This window comes from Pseudomonas orientalis (genome assembly GCF_002934065.1).
Taxonomy (GTDB): domain Bacteria; phylum Pseudomonadota; class Gammaproteobacteria; order Pseudomonadales; family Pseudomonadaceae; genus Aquipseudomonas; species Aquipseudomonas orientalis_A.
Genome location: NZ_CP018049.1, coordinates 3,108,119 through 3,122,576 on the forward strand (window position 1 = coordinate 3,108,119; position 14,458 = coordinate 3,122,576).

Sequence of the window (14,458 nt, forward strand, 5' to 3'; positions counted from 1 at the left end):
TGCAGGCAATAAAAAACCGCCCGGAGGCGGCTGATTGAATTTGTTCGGTTAGATCCCTGCTCGCTCGAAGGCCAGCGGCTCCAGCCCCTTCATCTGCACCAGAGTCAGCGGCGCAAAGTTGCGATCAAGCTGCAGCTCAGTGAAGCGCTCGACGGTCAACCCGCCCTCCCGGAACAGCTTGCCCCGTACAGGTCCGATAGCCACGTCCTGGAACGATGCCGGTTGCTGCTGGAGCCAGTGGTAGTAATCCAGATCAGCATTGACCTGTTGCCCGCCATTGGCACCGACAGAAGCCCGCGTAGCGCCTTTGGCGAACATTGCGCTGAGCCTGGTCAGTAGGATGAAGGTGGTACGGCAGTTCGGGTGGAATGGCGGCCTTGGGCCTGAATCCACCGGAAACTTACGCTTGTCCATTGAGCGGCACTGCTGGCTGGTCTTGCTATCCAGCGTGGCGACCATCTGGATCTCTTCCACGATATCCGTGTTTGCCTTGGCCACCTCCATCCGCGCCTGGGAAGACACATGCTGGATGGCGGTGTGAACGACAGTACTGGCATTGCGGTTGGTAGTTGCCAAGATTCCGTCTTTGTACCCTGCGGCTTTGGTACCGCGAATGCTCTTGATGATCTGGAAGTTCGTCTGCCCTTCGAAGAACCCCTGCCGGATGGTGCCGGTGACGCGCTCACGTTCGGCGCCGGTCCAGCTCTTGATGAAGGTTTTCAACAGCTTGCCGCCACCGGTACCGCGCACGCTGAGCGGATTCGTCAGCACCGCGGTGCGGATTGCAGCAGCCGTAGGCGCGACTACATCCAGCGACACGCCGACCGGTGCTGACCTGGCAATGCTGGTCGCCTCGAACTCAGCCTCGTAATTGGCGATGTCCACCAGGTCGAGATTCAGTTGCGCGCTGTAACGGTCCAAGATGCCCAACAGTAGGCTATCCACTTCCTTCAGCAAAGCTTCAAGGCGCTTGACGTTATACTCTGTTAGGTCCGACTGGGTGAGCCTGTCACGGATTGAGCGGTCGATCTCCTTGAGGAAGGGAGCGAACTTGCCCACCTCCCCTGCCTTGAGTTTTTCGAGGAAGACGGCGTGCCGGATGGTCGCGTCAAGTGCTGCCTGGTTCGCTGCCATCTACTTTGTCCTCGTCGTCCAGCCCAAGGCCATCGCCCTGCTCTTCCAGCTCGCCATCGATCTGCTTGTCCGTGCGCTCTGGCGCGATCAGCCCAAGCTTGCGCAGGTAAGCCCGCAAGTCAGCCTTGGCGAATCCGCCGTTCTGCCACAAGCCAACCAACGCCGTAATCATCTGCGGATCAGCCGTCAGTTCGACGAACTCCTGATTGACCTGGTAACCGACTTTGTTGTCGGCAATGCCCATGTAAAAGCAACACCACATGAGTGCACGGGTGTAGGCCTCGCTGACGTTGGCAACGCAGCCAGCCAGGACCGACGTGGATGCCGACTGATCGCCGCGGGACTCTGTAGCGGTCTTGGTAGCAAGCGAAGCCACAACCATCCGAGCGCCGAGTTCGATCATCATCTGGTTTTTGTCGGCCATGGCCTCCTTGACCAGCGTATTGGGCGTGGGCTGCGCGTAACCGAATGCGCCACCGACAGGTAGCATCATCGGGGCTCTGGAGCCAACATAGATGCCGTTCTTCTCCATCCAGTCGCGCCATTGCTCATCCAGGCCGCTGATCCACGGTTGAGCCTGCCCGCACCAGAACACGCTGTCTTCGTAGTCAGCGCTGTTCCGGTAATGGCCCAGGTTGATCATGGCGATGTCGTATAGCGGCGATTCGTCGATGCTTGGGTCGTTGTTCTGCGCGCCGACGAAGGTGAACGGGATCTCCTTGAGACGCCCGGTAACGCCTTCCGGCCTGAACTCTTCGATGACCGCCAGCGGCCCGCCACCTTTCGGCCCGGACCGACGCCAGACCCGGCACACAAACCCGTCATCCTCTAGCGCCAGCTCCCGGTACTGCTCAGCCGTTTTGTAGCCGAACCCGTCGGGAATCTCCGGCGACTCGCGCAGCACCACCAGGGTCAGCACGCTATGGCCGTTCACCATGCCGGTGCGCCAGTTGATGATGTCCTCGGCGCAGTACGACAGGATCACCGAGTGCCCGCCGATGCCGTCGTCCTGGTGATAGTCGACGTACAGGCCGTGGCGGCCAGCCTCAAGCACCTTCTCAAGCGTGCCTTGTGAATGCTGGTAAATGCTCACTCCGGAGCCGTTGGCGTTGTCTTGCAGGTATTCCAGCTTCTTCGGCACCGTGAGGGTCGGGTCTTTATGGAAAGCCAGGCCCAGCAGCCCGTTACGGGTGTGACCGGTGGCGTTCTTGAACACCGCCCGCTCGCGGTAAGCCCGGTTCCGATCTTCGTTCTCCGGCGACTTGTCGTGCGCGTTGATGTAAGGCAGCCGATCGACTACCCGGTGCTGGCCGGCGCAGACGTCGCGGACGGTTGCCCAGCGGTCCAGCACTGCCGTGTATTCCGCCCGCTTGAAGGAGACGTCGTTGCTCATCGGGCGTATCCCATTTTGATAGCGGTGACCGGTTTGATGATCGGGTACTCGCGGTGGATGAAGTAGCCGCCGGCGTCGTTCGCGTGATCGATGCCGGCGGTTTTGTCTGGCTCCCCATTCGCGCCCCACACCTGCTGCTCCAGGCCGTCGGCATAGGTTGGGCAGGTGAGCGGGTTGACCAGGTAGCGGCGCTCGCCCTGCGCATTACAGAAGACGGCGTTCATTGCGTTGATTCGATCCTTCACCGGCGGGTTTGCCGCTGGAGCGATGACCGCGAACCCGGCCTGTTTGAGCATGGCCAGATCGGTGATGCTAGCGTTCACGGACTTGCGCGAATCGCCCGAGGCATCCGGGTAAATCCTGATCTCGCATGTCTTCTTGAAGTCGTTACCGTCGTGCTCCCAGTAGCGCTCCTTGATGCGACGGATCATATCGGGCGTGTCGTAGCCGTCGATCAGCTCATCTACTGCCCTGGGCAGCCCCTGGTCGCGCTTAACGTGCGTGATCGCTGCCATCTTCCCGACGTTGAAGTCCATACCGATGAACAGCGGCTCGCCGGGCTGCACGGTGTCGAAGCATCCGTTGAGCTTGCGGTCGTACGCAGTGTAAATCGTTCCCGACGTCAGGTTGACGAACTGGCCCTTGAGGTACGCCATGATCAGCTGTGGCGGATATGACTCCATCAGGGAGGCGATGTAGTCATCCGGCAGGTTCAGCTCGTTGTCGAACGTGCTGGCCTGCACCAGGCCGTACATCTCTTTCAGTGAAGGCTTGTCACGCAGCTGTTTCACAAACTGCAGGAAGACGAACTTGAAGCCCTCCGGCGTCGTGGTGACGTCCACCCCGTTCTTCAGCCCGGGTAAGTTGTAGCGCATCCGGGCGATGATCTTGCGCCAAGCCTGCTGCGCCTTGACTGCGGTCAGCACGTCCAGCTCATCCACAAGAGCTTGGCCGATTTTGAAACCGACAATCGTCTGCGGCTTCTCCATCGACCGGCAAATCACGGTGCCGCGGTACTGCCGGCCGCTGTAGATGTGAACCTCGTGGTTCGCCTGGTTGATCTTGGTCTTCAGCCCCCAGTCGTAGGCAACCTCATCCATGGTCGGATAGAAGATGTCCCGGATCTGCGGGTAAGTCGGTGCGAAGTAGCCAGCGTTGACGCCAGGCCACTCCATGAAGTGCTTGCTCAGCGCCGAACAGCCCACCCAGGTCTTACCTGATCCGAAACCGGCAACGAACGCACGGAATTTGTGGGGCAGCGTGAGGAACTGAGCCTGCGGAACGTTAAGGCTCGGCATTCGGCTTCCTCGCATCCACCACGTCTACCTGGATGCGGGTCGGGATCACCGGTTCGTCGCCCGCCTCTTCCTTCCTGGCCCGGTTGACGTAAATGTCACCGGTTTCTTTCGCGGCTTGCTCGAGGATCTGCAGGGCTAGGCCGATGTTCTTCATCGACTCGGCCTTCTCCACAAAACGGTTCATGGCACGCAGACGGAAGGCGCGGTTAGCGATCGGAATATCGACAGTCTCTTCCCGGAAGCGCTTGCGGCACTCTTCAAAAAACGTCTTCCACTTCTGCCCGAGGTCCCGACCGGAATACTTGGTTGGGTCGTATCGCTCACACAGTTGGCGGGACACCTCAATGCCGTATTGCTCCTTGACGGCCTGGCAAACCTGACTGGGAGTATCGAAGCAGGCCAGGGCTTGGACAATAAAGGCCTTCACCTCATCTTTCAGGGCTGCCATAGATTTGTTTTCCGTCAAGGGCTGTCAAGGATTAAGCCAGCTTGAGCAGACAGGTTCCGCAGGCCCTCGCAATGTTCAATTTCCCCACCTCAGCAGGACTGTTTGCAGCATCCACCAACGCTTGAACGTCAGGGCTCGCACCGTAGCGGCGGACCACACCGACGAACTCTTCGACGTCGTGACCGCGCATCTCAAGCTTGGGCGCCCCTTCCTTGGTAAAGGCTGGCTGTCCGTACTTATCCATGGCGTGGGCGATGTGATACAGCTCATGCTCTACCAGGGCACAGAAGTCGGTGTCGCTGCACTGGGCGCAGTAGTCAGCAGCCAGAGTGATGATGAAGGCCGGCACATCGCCGAACCAATCACGCATCTGCTGCTCCATTCGGGCTTTCTGCCAGCCACCCGCGCGGAACGCTACCTGCTCGGCTTGGCCCAGGACGGTACGGCCCTGCTTGGCGAAGCTCGACGACGCCCACATAACCCGGATGTCTGCATCCAGTAGGTGGGCATGGTCTTCGTTGTGAATGCTGCCGGTGTCGGCAAGGATCTCTGCTTGGAGCCATTCCAACACCTCGGGAGCAGGAGTAATGCGAACGCCAAAGTCGGACAATTCAAGCAGCGATAATGGCGGCATTGGTCGACTCATATCGTGCCCTTCTCTTGCCGTCTTGCAAGCTTGCGGGTATTCATGAACGGTTTTCTTATTTAACAAAGAGAGATCATGAATACGTTTTTTACGGTCTTCGCGGCCGGGGTAATGCCAATAATGGCAATCGTTCTTGTAGTCCTAGCATATCGACACAACATGAAGAAATGGCGAGCAAGGATTGACGCAGAGCTGCAAACAGCTTTGGACGAGCTGGGAGTTAGCGCTTACACATTGATCGTGGACAAGCTGACTTCGCCTAGCACTGACAGAACAGCTGACGTCTACCGTATCCTGCACGACGATCACGACCATTATTTCCTGTTCATGAAAATCGGAGAGCAACCCGCGGTGCTCAAACCTCTAAGCAAGGAGCGAGCCTTAATGGCGGCAAGGATGAATGGATAAGCTGGTTGACTGAGCAGTAACCCTAGTCTGCGCCACGTTCTAGCGCATTCGAAAACGTGGCGCGGATTATTGCTTCCTGCGGTCGATGCCACCCGGCGCCTTGTCGCAGCCCAAGCAATGTTCACAGCTCAGGTTCCGGCAGAGCCAGGATTTAACAGGCTGCCAGTATGTGACCATAAAGATGTGGCGGGCACCGGCGAGGGCCAGGGAGACGTGCAATGTCAGGCCAGCGGTGCTCGGGCCGAAGAAGACATTCTGGCTGCGCACCGACACAACGAAACCGGTGATGGCGATCGTGGTGTAGATCAGCTTCCCAAGAATGCCGTCCCTCACCTTGCCGCTCAGTACGCACCAGGTGGCCCACAGCGCGATAAGGCCGCAGGCGATGGAGTTGATCAGTTCAAGATTCATGGTGGATTGCCTCCCCCGAACCGCTGGCGGATAAGCGCCCAGAGGTCAGCGGCTTTGATGGCTCGGTTGATTGCTGCCAGGAGCGAGCCGCCGAACGTGCCCAGCAAGAAACCGATGCCGGCGACGATCTTGGGCTCGGTGACATTCAGGTAGGCGCTGACCATGCTCGTCAGGTACAGAGAGCAGGCCACCCCAGTGACCAAGAACACCATCCAAGCGCGCCAGTCGGACAAGTCGTCCTTATGCCACCAGCTCGCAACGACAGCCCCAATGAGACCCGCAATCAACAATTCGAACCTGTCGATCTTGTCGAGCAGGCGCTGTAGATACTCCATGCGCTCGACTCCGTGGGGCATGTTTGGGAATTGAATCGGCTCACACAGCACTCCCAGCTCGGAGCAATGGGTGTGGTGGAGCCGAAAACGAAAAGGCCCCGATCATGTCGAGGCCCTGAATAGGTGCGCGGTCTTTCCCGCAGTCATCCAAAGACCATTCCAGCGTCCACGCCCAAATGCATCGATCTCGCTAATCTGGTCTCGCGCCACCTCGGAAGCACAGTGAGATCAGGATGCACGGGCTGCCGGTTTTTCCCCCAGCGCCGCACTACTGGCTCATCAGCGTCCAGGCCTAACAGAAGGAAGCCTCGGGAACGACGGAGCTTGATCCTTCCCCCACAAAAAAACCCGACATGATAGTCGGGCTTCAAAGGACTCGTTTCATTCAGCAGCTAAAAAGCCGCATGGTTATTGATGCATAGATAACAAGAATTAAATGCCACCTGGAGAATCCAGGATCTGCCTGACTTTACGAGCGAGGTCGTGAGGCAGATACGGCTTCGATATCACTTCAAATTCCGATCCACCTGCATCCGTGCGCTCGATGGAGTTTTCTGCATAACCGGTAGTAAGCAATACCTTGGTCTTCGGCATGCGTCTCCTGACCTCTCTCGCCAGCATTACCCCATTCATACCACCAGGCATGATTAAATCTGTGAAAAGAAGATCGTACTTTTCGCCGGCTTCGTATCGCTTTAACGCCTCACGCGCATTCAGCGATATTTCAGTAGTGTACCCGTAATCCTCAAGCACCATCTTAACTAGCTCAGCAACGTCTGGACGATCTTCTACGATCAGGACCTTTTCAGTACCATCCTCATAGTCAGACTTCTGCCTATTCTCCTCGGGCGTAACGGAAGCCGTATCAACAGGGAAGTACAAGCGAAGGGTTGTGCCAATACCTTCTTCTGAATAGATCCGAGCTACCCCACCGGACTGCTTGGCAAAACCATAAACCATAGACAATCCCAATCCAGATCCTTTGCCCTCATCTTTGGTGGTAAAAAATGGATCCATCACCCTATCGCGAATCGTTGAAGGCATACCAATGCCGTTGTCCGTTACCGATATGCTTACATAAGAGCCTGGGAAAAGTCCTTCGTAGGATGTGGCCAAGTCTCGAATACTGACGTTTCTTGTTTCAATGAATACTTTCGGATTATTACGACCTATCAATGCATCGCGCGCATTGATAAAGATATTCAGGAGCGCCATTTCCGCTTGAGTAGGATCGATTCGGCAATTTTGTAACGAATCGTCTAGATCAAGTTCTATCCTGACGCCACTACCAAATGTCCGCTCAATCAGCGGCTCTACGAGTCCAACCAGGGTGTTTAAATTCAAAACCCGACCTTGCAGCTTTTGCTTTCGCGAAAAAGCCAATAGCTGCTTCGTCAGTGTACTGGCCTTCTCGACTGCAGATTTTGCGTGGAAAGCGCTCTTTTTGATCCGCTCTAGGTTTGCTTCAGGCTTTTCGACAGCACTACCAATTAGATCGACATAGCCGCCTATGACCTGGAGGAGATTGTTGAAGTCATGCGCGATCCCGCCGGTGAGCTGGCCAAGCGCTTCCATTTTCTGAGCTTGTCTCAGCCCTTCCTCTGCATCGCGTCGTCGGCTCACGTCCAACTGCGAGGCAAAGAAATAAATCAAATCGCCCTTTTCGTTATAAATAGGAGATATGAACAACGCGTTCCAAAAGCTGCTGCCATCTTTTCTGTAATTCAGAATCTCAGTGGAGAACTCTTGCTTCGCTTTTATGGCGTTCCTGATAGAGGTTACGACGTCCCTATCGGTATCCACCCCTTGGAGAAAACGACAATTTTTGCCAAAAATCTCGTCGTGCTCGTAACCCGTCATCTCCAAAAAAGCTTGATTGGCGAAAATTATCGGGTTGTTTGGCGAATTGGGGTCCGTGACGATCATCGGCATGCGAGTCGTTTCAACAGCAGCGAAAAAAATATCTTTAGGGTGGTCAGATATATCGGCAGAGACATTATCGTCTACCCGAAGGTCTTTATGCGGCACACATGCCTCCAGCCAAAATAGAAGTCGTATGAGTTACTGATTCTACTCAAATTTCTTTCGGCTGGAAAAAAACCCGGCGAGTGGCCGGGTTCAGAGTTTCGTGTGCGTTTCGCGTTACTTGTGCACTATGGGAAAAGTACGCTCAAAACCCCGTCATGTCAACATCATTATGCCGCCTCTTGATCTTTTTCCGCGTGAATCACCTGCCACACTGGCTGTTGTGCCTGAATATCCACTTCCTTGATCACTTCTTTCAGGGATTCCCACAGGTCAAGCCAGTCGCGCGTCCAGTTCTTTGGGTCAATGGTAACGCCGAAGAAGGTGTTCATCTCGGCAGCGACCCGCGCCGGCCCCCACTCGGCAGATCCGGCCACCTCCCCCTTGTACGATTGCAGGGCCAGGGTAACCAGGTACTGCGCCTTCACGCGCTTGGCGGATGTCAGGTCTGGCAGCGCAGCCTTTGCGGTGATCAGCAGCACCGCATTCAGCAGGTGCCGCATGTTCATCGCTGGGTGATAGAGATAGTGCCCGAACTGCTGCACCTGGAACGGCAGAGTGTCTATGGCGCGCAAAACCTTACCTATGGTCGCCAGGTGAGCGGCGCGGGCGGTGGAGCGACCAACCTGTGTCCCGCGCGTCTCGCTGATGCTGATCTTCTGCCGCACAACCTGGATGCGCTCTTCCTTGTCATCTCCAAGCGCAGCAAAGACTGCCTCGGCGCGGCGCATGCGCTGGCCTTTCTTGATCGGTGCGGATTGCGCTTTGTCGATTGCCACAGCGCTGATCGACGCGTTCGATTCATGTTGTGCTTCGGTCCACACCTGTCTTGCATTGATCAGCTTCATGCGGCTTCCCCTTTTTTCAGTTCTCTGGTCATTGCTCGATACTTGGCCTTGATGGCCTTGATCTCTTCCACGGTGTACTTGCAGGGCGCATGCTGCCCTTCCAGCCAGGCCACCTTCTCGGCGCCGATGCGAACCACCAGGCGAATGCGGTACTCCACGGCGTTGCCGGACAGGTTGCGGTTGCACTTCACGCACTGCCGGTGGATGTTCAGCGGCTCGAAGCGCAGCTCCGGGCAGGCGCCGACGGAACGGTAATGTCCGGCGTCCCAGCGGCTGCCGGTCATGAGGTCGTTGTCGTTGGGCGCCGAGTCGCAACTGATGCACGGCAAGTACGCGTCGCGAAGGCGCACGTACGCATTCACTGCGGCCTGGGCCTCACGCAGGTGATCCGCCCTACTCTTCAGCTTCTCCTTACGGACTTTGATCTCGCGGCGGTTAACCTGGGCCAGCGACTTGCGCGCCTTCGCCTGATTCACGTCCTTGATGGCCAAGCCGCATTTCGGGCTGCATACGGCTTGGCCCAGGCGCTGCGGCGGGAAGCTGATGCCGCATGCGGGGTTCTTGCACTTCTTCGGTTTGGGTTGCTTGGCGATCATGCAGCCTCCTTGCTGAGCAGATCATTGAAAACCACACCCTGGCCTGTGAAATAGGCGGCGATGCGATCGGTGTAAGCGACGCCCTGGGCGCGGTTGAACAGGCTGGTCACCGGGAAGCCATCAGGGCCAAACAAATGGCACTCGCCCATCATGGCCAGCTTCGTTTCGTATGGCAGATGACGCATGACCCGGTACCACTCGGCCTGGAACCCAGCGTCCTCGTTCAGCAGGATCTGCACGCCGAAGTGCAGCTTGCAGTAACGGCGGGCGTCGGCCGCATCGCCGATCTGGCTCATCTCGGCGATGCGCTTGTACATGCCGAACCACAGCCGGTTCTGGTCGAGCGTACGGTCCTTGCCTGGGCGCAGGGAGACCACTACAAACTTCTTGTCCCGGTACATGGTGGTCAGGCATGTGATGGCCTCAGTGAGCTTGGCCTGGCAGTTGACGCTGATCTTGTCGGTCATTGCACCGCCCTCTTCTCTTCCAGCTCTCGGGCCTGCTTGATAAGGAACGCCCGGCGGTCTGCCAACTCATTGGCAGCTTCAATCCGGATCTCGTCTTTTTTCTCAGCGCTGGCTGCACGCATCTCCAACATCGATGACTTCACAAGCTCAAGCTTTTCGCGCAGAGCCGGCGCTGGCCGAGTAACGGTGCCAGTAAGCAAACCCGCAATCGCGCGGCCATCTTCCGTGACGGGCTCGATACTCAGGTCCGCCAGGTACTTCTGGGCGTGTTCGCGCGGGATTCGCTTCAACTCCATCGCCTTGGTCACAGCTTGGATACGACGGTTAGCGTCGAAGCCTACGGATACATGCCAGTTGACCGGCTTTGCATCCTCGCGAGCTTGGATCACGAACCGCTGATAGGCATCGATGAACGCCATGCGCGCGCCGATTTTGTCGCCGCCATCCAGGATGGGTTTCGCGGCAGCCAGTGCCAGTTGGATCTCGTCGGTCAGCACCACGGTTTCATATTCGTCATTGGTGGTCATTGCAATGGCCCAGGCCTCGTCCTTCCCAGGGCGGCCGTCGGAGGTCTGGACACGCTGCAGGATGTCGGCCATAGCCAGCTTGCCCTTCACTTCGAAGCGGCAAGACTTCAACGCGGCTTTGACAACGGGTACCTGGTAGGCGCAGAGGTCTTCGGCCATCATCGCGGCAGTGCCTGGGTTCATTTCCTGACCCATGGCCTCGGCGGTTGCGCAGATGGCGGCGGCCAGCCCTGCAACCTGCTGGTCGTTCATTTCAGAGGTATTCATTGCGGTCACCCGATTTGCGTTTGGCCAGGACCATCTGGGCGGCCTGCTCGGCTGCAGAGTGGTTCGCCTCGGTGCGCTCCATCTGGCGGGCCGTTGTTCCGTTGATGCGCTGCCCGGTGACCCACTGAGTGTGGTAGCTCTCGGCGTTGGCCAGCAGCTCGTTGAGGCTATGGCACTTGCGCAGTACAGCGGCATCGCTGGTTTTAAGGAAGTGGGCGGCCACGTGGTGGGCGACGTCGGCACCGAGGCGGTCGACGAGCAATGCCATCTGCTTGCCAGACTTGGCGTTCCAAACCGGCCAGGCGTTGTAGCGTTTGCGGTAGGCCATGGCGTAGTTGGCCCAGACTTTGAAAGTCTTGCAGGTCTGATCCTTCGGCCCTGGCATGTCGGCGGGGATCTCAACTCGTGGTTGCTGCGAAACAAATGGCACGACCTGCCCCGTCACGACCTTGGCGGTAGCCTGGGGCGTAATTGGTTCAATGACCGGTTCTATGACTGGTTCAAGAGAGTTACTGATTCTGGGTGCAGCTGCTGCACTACCCCCTGGTGCAGGAGATTCACTAGGGGGTGAACCTGCTGCACCACCCTGGTGAATCTGCTGCACCACCCCTGGTGCAGGAGGTGCACCACCATCGAGAGTGAGGAAGTACACGTTCGACGAATTCCCCTTCGGCCCACCCTTTCGAATTTCTTTACACAACAGTCCTGCGTCACACAAAGCAGTGATGTGGTTCATGACAGAACGCTTGCTGATTTCACACTGATCGGCGATGTGCTGATAGGAAGGCCAGCACTCCCCAACGTCGCTGGCGTTATCGGCCAGCTTGATCAGCACCAACTTCCGCAATGGATTACCGACGCGAAGTTTCATCGCGGCCACCATGAGAGTCATGCTCATGCCGCACCTCCCGCTAAGGTGCGAAAATCAATCGTCTGCACGCCTTTCCAGCTATTGCAGGACATGCAAAGGGTTTGAAGATTGCCCAAAGAGGCCTCTCCGCCCTGGCTTTCAGGAACCACATGATCAGCCCTCAAACGCATCAGCACCGAGCAGCCGCAGCGCAAGCACGCGTGACCGTCGCGGGCGAATACCAGAGCACGCAAGCCAGAAGGGATTGGTTTCTTTTTCGTCCTGCGCCGGGGCGGGAGGACCGGCGGTTGGTGCGCGGTGACGTGGCCCATACGGTCCGGGTTCCACTCACAGCCTTTTTCGGTGAGTCGGAATGCTTCAGGGCGAAGCTCAATCAAACCGGCCTCTTCCAGGGCCTTCAGCATGCGGTAAGCGGTGTCGGGCTTATCGGTGAGCAGCGGCAGCTCCTCAATGATCTTGGCCTTGCTCAGCGCGAAGAAGATCCCGTCATCGGTCTTGATTGGCTTGGTCCAGCTCGGGCAGCCGTAGACGAAAGCGAACAACAGGGCCTGCTGAGAATTCAGCCCCCATTCGAGCGCCTTCACCTGGTTAATCTTGACGGTGTATTGCATGTCAGGCCTTCCCGACCTTAGCGGCCAATTCAAGGAAGCGATCCACGTACCAGTGAGGCTGCGTCTCGCGGGGGCATTGAGGGCTGGTGAGGTTCTTGCCGTAGGCCATGCCCTTCTCGGTCACGGACCAGAAATCCACCGTTTCTTGCTTGGAGTTTTTGCGCTGGAGCACCTTGAGGAAGCCGTGGGTCTCCAGTGCAATGTTGAATGCGCGCGCGGTGCTGGCGATGGCGTGTTCTTTGATAAGGGCGGTGATTGCCTTGGTCGGCATGGAAGAGCCGCCAGCGACATAAGGCGCGGCGTCCACGGCATAGCCTGGGAGGAATTTTGCATCAAGGCCGTTGTTGGCGGCGATCTTAGCCAGCATCAGCATCTTGCTGGAGTTCGCTGGCTTCAACAGGCGGTCGAAGCATTCCAGGATGGCGAGCTCGCCGACGATCTTGGAATTGTTCGGCCCTTGGGCAGAAAAGGTACCGGCCTTGCGAATGCTCGGCAGGACCTGGCCCACCACCCACTCTTCAAACTTCTCCGCAGCCGGCAGCTTCGACTTCATCACCAGCCGGTACAGATCCCGCTCAGGAATGATGGTCATGAAACCACCACCCTGTTTCGGGGTAGTGGTCGCAGCCTTACAGTGACGGGCCACGGCGTTTTCCGGTTTTGAGTAGCCGAGGGCGTCAGCGACATCGCGGGCAACAAACCAGGGGTCGCCGAGCTTGTCGGTAATGACTCGGATCGCGGCGCCGTCGAAGTCGAACGGAATCACTGAGGAATTGCGCGCCACGTTTTCAGATTGCGGAGAACGTGGCGCGAGATTGTTGGGGCTATTGATCGATTCGGTGTGTTGGTGCATGATTCGCTCCAGTTGTTTACCGCTGTAGAAAAAGCCGACCTCGTACGTCGGCTTTTTTGTGCCTGGGATTCAGGCGATTGATTTCAGTGCAGGCTTGTCGTTGATCAGTGCCTCAGCCTTGCGGCGCAACTCCCCCGCCTTTGCTTCAACCTGACGGCACTGCTTGGCGAACGCTGGCAGGTGCGGCAGGTCCTGCTCGCACATCACCTGGTCGTCAAACACCTCGCTGCCGGTGTCGATCACATCGCCCAAGGCTCGGATCAATGCGCCAAAGCTCTTGTTGGCGCATTGGTCGCTGGTCATCTGGCGGGCGCCGGTCAAGCCGTGGCGGCTTGCTAACTCATTCAGGCAGTGGTCGCGGAATTCAGGCTCAAGGGCGTTGACCCACGACTCTTCCAGCCAGGACGGCATTTCCTGATCGCCGGACAGCCAGCGCTGAACACGCTTGAGCCAGCGGCCGGTAGCTTTAATGAACTCGCCCACGTCGTTCAGGCGGGCCAGCTCTTCGAAGTCCGGGACTTTCGCGTCTTTGATCTTCGCGGCGGGCACGGTCAGGTAGATCTCACGGCTCAGCGCTTGGGCGAAGTCGTCCTGGCTCAAACTGGTGCGTGCGATCTGGTTTGCAGCGTGAGCGACCAGCACCTGATCACGGGTTTGTACGGTGTGTCTGGAACTGGACGTTTGCATGGGGACTGCTCTCTTCTAATCTGGCTTCATGGAACGGCGGACAGGGATGTCGCTTAGCTGGCGTGCTTCCACTGGATTTCTGGCAAGCATTCCTGGCGCGTCACCTTCCCGCCCGTTGCGTGTTCAATATCAATGGCGCGCTCGGCGGTAATCGACCGGTCGCCAGAGATGAGTCGAGACAGGTAGCTCGCTGGGATACCGAGGCTTAAAGCGAGGCGTTTTCTTCCGCCGCGCGGAAGCTGCTTTGCGTACGTGGGGAAGTCCATACGGATTTACCTTCTGGTTCATTTATGCATGAATTTACCATAGATATTTACCAAGTAAAGGTAATTTCCCTTAAGGGAAATAAAGGTTTTAATCGAGGGATGGAAATCAAAGACATACGCAGAGCCCGAGTACGCCAGATCATTGATCGCGACTTCGGGGGTAAAGACGCTGACTTCGCCGCCAAGGTCGACAAGCAGCCGTCTTACATTTCACGCCTGTTTACGGACAAGGCCGAACACCTCAGAAATATCGGGGAGAAGATGGCGCGCGACTTCGAGCAGAAGTGCGGGCTTGAGCTCGGATCTCTGGATAGGCCTTTGAGCGAAGCTGAATTATCCTCTGGCACCGTTTCAGATGCAGCGCAGC

At 57.5% G+C, this 14,458-nt stretch carries 18 protein-coding genes and 1 pseudogene; 1 reads left to right on the forward strand and 18 read right to left on the reverse strand.

The genetic code is table 11. The features are described 5' to 3' along the window. Positions 1–48: 48 nt before the first annotated feature. The 5 genes from BOP93_RS13870 to BOP93_RS13890 are packed head-to-tail and all read right to left on the reverse strand — an operon-like array spanning position 49 to position 4,919. Entirely contained in the window at positions 49–1,134 is a 1,086-nt protein-coding gene (locus tag BOP93_RS13870; protein WP_104503076.1) for a minor capsid protein, read from the reverse strand. Then, complete coding sequence (locus tag BOP93_RS13875) at positions 1,109–2,527, reverse strand: DUF4055 domain-containing protein (RefSeq protein ID WP_104503077.1); 1,419 nt, start codon at positions 2,525–2,527, stop codon at positions 1,109–1,111. Before BOP93_RS13875 ends, BOP93_RS13870 begins: the two co-directional genes overlap by 26 nt. Beyond that, positions 2,524–3,825: a terminase large subunit domain-containing protein gene (locus BOP93_RS13880; protein WP_104503078.1), complete on the reverse strand. Its 1,302-nt coding sequence runs from the start codon at positions 3,823–3,825 to the stop codon at positions 2,524–2,526. Before BOP93_RS13880 ends, BOP93_RS13875 begins: the two co-directional genes overlap by 4 nt. Further along, positions 3,812–4,273, reverse strand: a complete 462-nt coding sequence (locus BOP93_RS13885; RefSeq protein WP_104503079.1) for a DUF2280 domain-containing protein — start codon at positions 4,271–4,273, stop codon at positions 3,812–3,814. Before BOP93_RS13885 ends, BOP93_RS13880 begins: the two co-directional genes overlap by 14 nt. A gap of 31 nt (positions 4,274–4,304) precedes the next feature. Continuing rightward, positions 4,305–4,919, reverse strand: a complete 615-nt coding sequence (locus BOP93_RS13890; protein ID WP_104503080.1) for a putative metallopeptidase — start codon at positions 4,917–4,919, stop codon at positions 4,305–4,307. A 75-nt stretch (positions 4,920–4,994) separates the two neighbouring features. Between BOP93_RS13890 and BOP93_RS13895 the strand changes: the two genes are divergently transcribed. Then, positions 4,995–5,327 (forward strand): hypothetical protein, encoded by a 333-nt coding sequence (locus tag BOP93_RS13895; protein WP_104503081.1) that lies wholly within the window; start codon positions 4,995–4,997, stop codon positions 5,325–5,327. A 66-nt stretch (positions 5,328–5,393) separates the two neighbouring features. On the opposite strand, the gene BOP93_RS13900 is transcribed toward BOP93_RS13895, so the two are convergent. The 13 genes and pseudogenes from BOP93_RS13900 to BOP93_RS13955 form a co-directional block, all read right to left on the reverse strand. Then, entirely contained in the window at positions 5,394–5,738 is a 345-nt protein-coding gene (locus BOP93_RS13900) for a hypothetical protein (protein ID WP_104503082.1), read from the reverse strand. Beyond that, positions 5,735–6,073 carry a hypothetical protein gene (locus BOP93_RS13905; RefSeq protein ID WP_003175039.1) on the reverse strand — a complete coding sequence of 113 codons (339 nt, stop codon included), beginning with the start codon at positions 6,071–6,073 and terminating at the stop codon, positions 5,735–5,737. Before BOP93_RS13905 ends, BOP93_RS13900 begins: the two co-directional genes overlap by 4 nt. A 432-nt stretch (positions 6,074–6,505) precedes the next feature. Further along, complete coding sequence (locus BOP93_RS13910; RefSeq protein WP_104503083.1) at positions 6,506–8,101, reverse strand: histidine kinase famiy protein; 1,596 nt, start codon at positions 8,099–8,101, stop codon at positions 6,506–6,508. Positions 8,102–8,268: 167 nt separating this feature from the next. Further along, on the reverse strand, positions 8,269–8,946 hold the full coding sequence (locus BOP93_RS13915) for a hypothetical protein (RefSeq protein ID WP_104503084.1): 678 nt from the start codon (positions 8,944–8,946) through the stop codon (positions 8,269–8,271). Continuing rightward, positions 8,943–9,542: a recombination protein NinG gene (locus tag BOP93_RS13920; protein WP_101220430.1), complete on the reverse strand. Its 600-nt coding sequence runs from the start codon at positions 9,540–9,542 to the stop codon at positions 8,943–8,945. The genes BOP93_RS13915 and BOP93_RS13920 overlap by 4 nt, the downstream gene beginning before the upstream one ends. Beyond that, entirely contained in the window at positions 9,539–10,009 is a 471-nt protein-coding gene (locus BOP93_RS13925) for a hypothetical protein (RefSeq protein WP_104503085.1), read from the reverse strand. The genes BOP93_RS13920 and BOP93_RS13925 overlap by 4 nt, the downstream gene beginning before the upstream one ends. After that, entirely contained in the window at positions 10,006–10,803 is a 798-nt protein-coding gene (locus tag BOP93_RS13930) for a hypothetical protein (protein ID WP_104503086.1), read from the reverse strand. Before BOP93_RS13930 ends, BOP93_RS13925 begins: the two co-directional genes overlap by 4 nt. Then, on the reverse strand, positions 10,790–11,701 hold the full coding sequence (locus tag BOP93_RS13935; RefSeq protein WP_104503087.1) for a helix-turn-helix domain-containing protein: 912 nt from the start codon (positions 11,699–11,701) through the stop codon (positions 10,790–10,792). The genes BOP93_RS13930 and BOP93_RS13935 overlap by 14 nt, the downstream gene beginning before the upstream one ends. Beyond that, positions 11,698–11,985, reverse strand: coding sequence for an HNH endonuclease (locus BOP93_RS27990; RefSeq protein ID WP_257791313.1), 288 nt, complete (start codon positions 11,983–11,985; stop codon positions 11,698–11,700). The genes BOP93_RS13935 and BOP93_RS27990 overlap by 4 nt, the downstream gene beginning before the upstream one ends. A 6-nt stretch (positions 11,986–11,991) precedes the next feature. Further along, positions 11,992–12,285: pseudogene (locus BOP93_RS27835) on the reverse strand (phage replication protein); the annotation flags it as partial. 1 nt (position 12,286) lies between these two features. Then, the gene (locus tag BOP93_RS13945; protein WP_104503089.1) at positions 12,287–13,138 is read right to left on the reverse strand and encodes a BRO-N domain-containing protein; all 852 of its coding nucleotides are present in this window, start codon (positions 13,136–13,138) and stop codon (positions 12,287–12,289) included. A gap of 69 nt (positions 13,139–13,207) precedes the next feature. Further along, the gene (locus BOP93_RS13950; protein ID WP_104503090.1) at positions 13,208–13,825 is read right to left on the reverse strand and encodes a hypothetical protein; all 618 of its coding nucleotides are present in this window, start codon (positions 13,823–13,825) and stop codon (positions 13,208–13,210) included. 53 nt (positions 13,826–13,878) lie between these two features. Next, positions 13,879–14,091 carry a transcriptional regulator gene (locus BOP93_RS13955; RefSeq protein ID WP_104503091.1) on the reverse strand — a complete coding sequence of 71 codons (213 nt, stop codon included), beginning with the start codon at positions 14,089–14,091 and terminating at the stop codon, positions 13,879–13,881. Positions 14,092–14,458: the final 367 nt, after the last annotated feature.